Below are 3,947 nucleotides of genomic sequence, written 5' to 3'. Positions count from 1 at the left end.
GCCGCCGGCGCACTTCAATGCGGGCTCGCCGTCGGGCCCTCGCCGAGCGACGCACCTTCGAAGACGTCGAAGACGCTGACGCCGGTCACTAGCTTGCGGTCGGCACCGGAGGCGGCGCGCAGGATGACGCCAGCTTCCACCGCCTTGTCGACGACGAAGGCGAAGTCGCGCTTCACCGCCTGGAATGGCGAGAGGTCGAGCGCCGGCTTGGTGCGGGTCGCCTTCTTCTTCGGCTCGGGCATGGCATCGACATAGATCTCGAAGCCTGCGAGCGCGCCCGAGACGTCGAGCGCTTCGAGCGTCTTCGGATGGAATTCGCCGAAGGTGCCGAGAACGATCTTCGGGCCGAGCTTGATCGTGCCGGAACGGCCCGGGTGGTACCAGGCGGGACCGCCCGGCTCGAACTGAACGTTGCCCATCGGCACGCCGCAGGCTTCGAGCACGGCAATGGCGTCGGCCTTGGCGTCGAAAACGTCGACCGGCTTGCCGCCACCCTTGGCCGCGTTCGACCAGAGACGACCGGCACCGGTCAGCGAAGCCGTGCCACGGCGGATGCCGCCGGCAACGCGGCGCTGAGTATCGGGCGTGTCGCCTTCATAGGTACCGGAGACTTCGAAGATCGCAACGTCGCCGAAACCCTTGTCGGCATTGCGCTGCGCAGCGGTCAGCAGGCCCGGCAGCAGCGACGGACGCATGTCCGACATGTCGGAGGCGATCGGGTTGGCGAGCTTCAGCGCGGCAGAGCCGCCGCCGAAGAGCTTTGCCTGCTCCTCGGAAATGAACGACCAGGTGACCGCTTCCAGCATGCCGCGGCTTGCGAGCGCGCGCTTGGCGAGTCGGGTGCGGATCTGCAGCGTTGTCAGAATCTTGCCGTTGACGGTGCCATGGCTCGGCAGCGGCGCGGCGATGATGTTGTCGACGCCGTGGATGCGCATGACCTCTTCGACGAGATCGGCCTTGCCGTCGACATCCGGGCGCCAGGACGGGACCGAGACCTTGAAGCGTTCACCCGAACCTTCGACGCCGAAGCCGAGCTTCTTCAGGATCGAGACGCTTTCCTCGGAGGAGACTTCGAGGCCGGTCAGGCGCTTCACTTCGGAAACCGGGAAATCGACGATCTTCGGCGTATGGCCGGCATAGCCGACCACTTCTGCCTTGGCCGCCTGGCCGCCGCAGAGTTCGAGCACCAGTTCGGTGGTGCGTTCGAGACCGGGCACCATGTATTCCGGGTCGACGCCGCGCTCGAACCGGTAGCGCGCATCGGTGATGATGCCGAGCGTACGGCCGGTCTTCGCGATGTTCATCGGATCCCAGAGGGCCGACTCGATCAGCACGTCAGTCGTGTTCTCGTCGCAGCCGGAGTGCTCGCCGCCCATGACGCCGCCGATCGACTCGATCGCCTTCTCGTCCGCAATAACCACGTTGTTGGGGCCGAGCTTGTATTCACGCTGGTCGAGTGCCAGCACCGTCTCGCCGTCCTTGGCGCGGCGAACCGTCAGGTTGCCCTTGACCTTGGCGGCGTCGAAGACGTGCATCGGCCGGCCCTGGTCGAAGGTCATGTAATTGGTGATATCGACCAGTGCATTGATCGGGCGCAGGCCGATGGCGAGCAGCCGCTGCTGCATCCACTTCGGCGACGGGCCGTTCTTGACGCCGCGCACCAGCCGCAGCGAGAAGCCCGGGCACAGGTGCGTGTCTTCACCGAGGTCGAGCCTCAGCTTCACCGGCGTCTCGCCTTCAACCGCGAAGGACGGTGCCTTTCGCGTCTTCAGCGTGCCGAGGCCGGAGGCAGCGAGGTCGCGGGCAATGCCGTAGACGCTGGTGCAGTCCGGCCGGTTCGGCGTGAGGTTGATCTCGATCATCGGATCGTCGAGGCCGGCGTAAGTGGCATAGCTCGTGCCGACGGGCGCATCGGCGGGAAGGTCGATGATGCCGTTGTGGTCGTCGGAGATCTGCAGTTCCTTTTCCGAGCACATCATGCCGCGGCTTTCGACGCCACGGATGGTGCCGACGGCAAGCGTCACGTCGATGCCGGGCACGTAGGTGCCGGGTGCCGCAAAGGCGCCGACGAGGCCCGCGCGCGCATTCGGTGCGCCGCAGACGACCTGGATCGGAGCGCCCGAGCCGGTGTCCACCATCAGCACGCGAAGCTTGTCGGCGTTCGGATGCTGCTCGGCCGAGACGACCTTGGCGATGACGAAGGGCTTGAAGGCGGCCTTGTCGTCGACATCTTCCACTTCGAGCCCGATCATCGTCAGGCGCGCGCAGATTTCCTCGAGCGTGGCGTCGGTTTCAAGGTGGTCCTTGAGCCAGGAAAGCGTGAATTTCATGATTTCACCTGTGTCCTAAATATCTGCGCGCGATCAGGCCGAGAGACCGCCGAACAGCGTCGGCATGTCCAGCGGGCGGAAGCCGTAATGGGTCATCCAGCGAACGTCGGCGTTGAAGAAGTCGCGCAGGTCCGGCATGCCGTATTTCAGCATGGCGATGCGATCGAGGCCCATGCCCCAGGCGAAGCCCTGATACTCGTCCGGATCGAGCCCGCCGGAGCGCAGCACATTCGGGTGCACCATGCCGCAGCCGAGGATCTCCATCCAGTCGGTGCCCTCGCCGAACTTCACGATCGGGCCGGAACGGTCACACTGGATGTCGACCTCGAAGGACGGCTCGGTGAAGGGGAAGAAGGACGGGCGGAAACGCATCGTCACCTGGTCGACCTCGAAGAAGGCCTTGCAGAATTCTTCCAGCACCCAGCGCATGTTGGCGACGTTCGCAGCCTTGTCGATGACCAGGCCTTCGACCTGGTGAAACATCGGCGAATGGGTCGCATCGGAATCCTGGCGGTAAGTCTTGCCGGGGATGATGATGCGGATCGGCGGCTGCTGCGCTTCCATGGTGCGGATCTGCACCGGCGAGGTGTGCGTACGCAGCACCTTGCGATCGCCCTTGTCATCCGGGTTGAAGAAGAAGGTGTCGTGCATCTCGCGGGCCGGATGGCCCTCGGGGAAATTCAGCGCCGTGAAGTTGTAGTAGTCGGTCTCGATATCGGGACCTTCCGCGATCGAGAAGCCCATGTCGCCGAAGATCGCGGTGATCTCGTCAACGATCTGGCTGATCGGGTGAATGCGGCCGCGCTCGGCGGGCGACGAACGCACCGGCAGGCTGATGTCGACCGTCTCGCGCGCCAGGCGCTCGGCAATCGCCTGATCCTTCAGCGCCGACTTGCGGGCGGCGATCGCGTCGGCGACCGTGGTCTTCAGCGCGTTGATCTGCGCGCCGCGGGTCTGGCGCTCTTCCGGCGTCATGGTGCCGAGCGTCTTCAGGAGCTCGGAGATCGAGCCCTTCTTGCCGAGCGCATTGACACGCACGGCCTCGATCGATCCCTCATCGCCCGCGGCATCGATGTCCGCCAGCAGTGTCCGTTCCAGTGTTTCCAGTTCGCTCATTCTATCCTGCCTCGATGCGGGAATGGGTTCGGTTCTATATCGGCTCAAGTCTTCAGGAATGTGATCGCGCCGCGGTCGCAAAGAATGCCAGTGCAAAGACACAAGAACGACGAAGCTGGAGGCCCGGCCGAAGCGTCGTCGGAAGTCGGAACCGGGGCGGTTCCTTTCGATCGTCTCGCACGTTCATCTCGCGAAATAAGAAAAACCCGCGCTAGCCCTGCCAGCGCGGGTTTCCCAACAAATTTCAAGAACGATTTTGGGAAAACGCTGGCTTAACGGACAGCGCTTTCAAACTCGTTTGCCGTGCCGGCTTCCTTGAGATAGGCGAGCGCCTTCTTGGAAGCTTCGACGAGGGCGCCGAATGCTGCCGGCTCATGGATAGCCATGTCGGACAGAACCTTGCGGTCGACTTCGATGCCAGCCTTGTTCAGACCGTCGATGAAGCGGCCGTAAGTCAGGCCGAATTCGCGGACGGCAGCGTTGATGCGCTGGATCCAGAGA

Annotated in this window: 2 protein-coding genes and 1 pseudogene; all 3 read right to left on the bottom strand. The window is 64.0% G+C overall.

Annotation, left to right across the window (positions count from 1 at the left end):
* Positions 1 to 35: 35 nt before the first annotated feature.
* Positions 36 to 2,330: pseudogene (gene pheT / locus I8N66_RS36515) on the bottom strand (phenylalanine--tRNA ligase subunit beta); the annotation flags it as partial.
* 33 nt (positions 2,331 to 2,363) lie between these two features.
* Positions 2,364 to 3,446 (bottom strand): phenylalanine--tRNA ligase subunit alpha, encoded by a 1,083-nt coding sequence (gene pheS, locus I8N66_RS36510; protein ID WP_291165280.1) that lies wholly within the window; start codon positions 3,444 to 3,446, stop codon positions 2,364 to 2,366.
* A 272-nt stretch (positions 3,447 to 3,718) separates the two neighbouring features.
* The coding region (gene rplT / locus I8N66_RS36505) for a 50S ribosomal protein L20 (RefSeq protein WP_291165277.1) at positions 3,719 to 3,947 on the bottom strand (229 nt) is incomplete at its 5' end.

The sequence above is a fragment of the Ensifer sp. SSB1 genome (assembly GCF_016652895.1).
Taxonomy (GTDB): Bacteria; Pseudomonadota; Alphaproteobacteria; order Rhizobiales; family Rhizobiaceae; genus Ensifer.
Note: the sequence above shows the minus strand (reverse complement) of the source record. Positions and strands in the feature narration are given on the sequence as shown.